This window comes from Halopseudomonas salina, from assembly GCF_008641105.1.
Genome location: NZ_VTTI01000043.1, coordinates 1 through 303 on the forward strand (window position 1 = coordinate 1; position 303 = coordinate 303).

Genomic DNA, 303 nt, shown 5'->3' on the forward strand with positions numbered 1-303 from the left:
CACATGCTCCACCGCTTGTGCGGGCCCCCGTCAATTCATTTGAGTTTTAATCTTGCGACCGTACTCCCCAGGCGGTCTACTTAACGCGTTAGCTCCGAAAGCCACGGCTCAAGGCCACAACCTCCAAGTAGACATCGTTTACGGCGTGGACTACCAGGGTATCTAATCCTGTTTGCTCCCCACGCTTTCGCATCTGAGTGTCAGTATCTGTCCAGGGGGCCGCCTTCGCCACCGGTATTCCTTCAGATCTCTACGCATTTCACCGCTACACCTGAAATTCTACCCCCCTCTACAGTACTCTAG

The 303-nt window shown here is 54.1% G+C and carries 1 rRNA gene (only partly in view); it reads right to left on the minus strand.

The features are described from left to right. Positions 1–303, minus strand: a 16S ribosomal RNA gene (locus FZF01_RS19350) (its annotated part continues 357 nt past the right edge of the window); the annotation flags it as partial.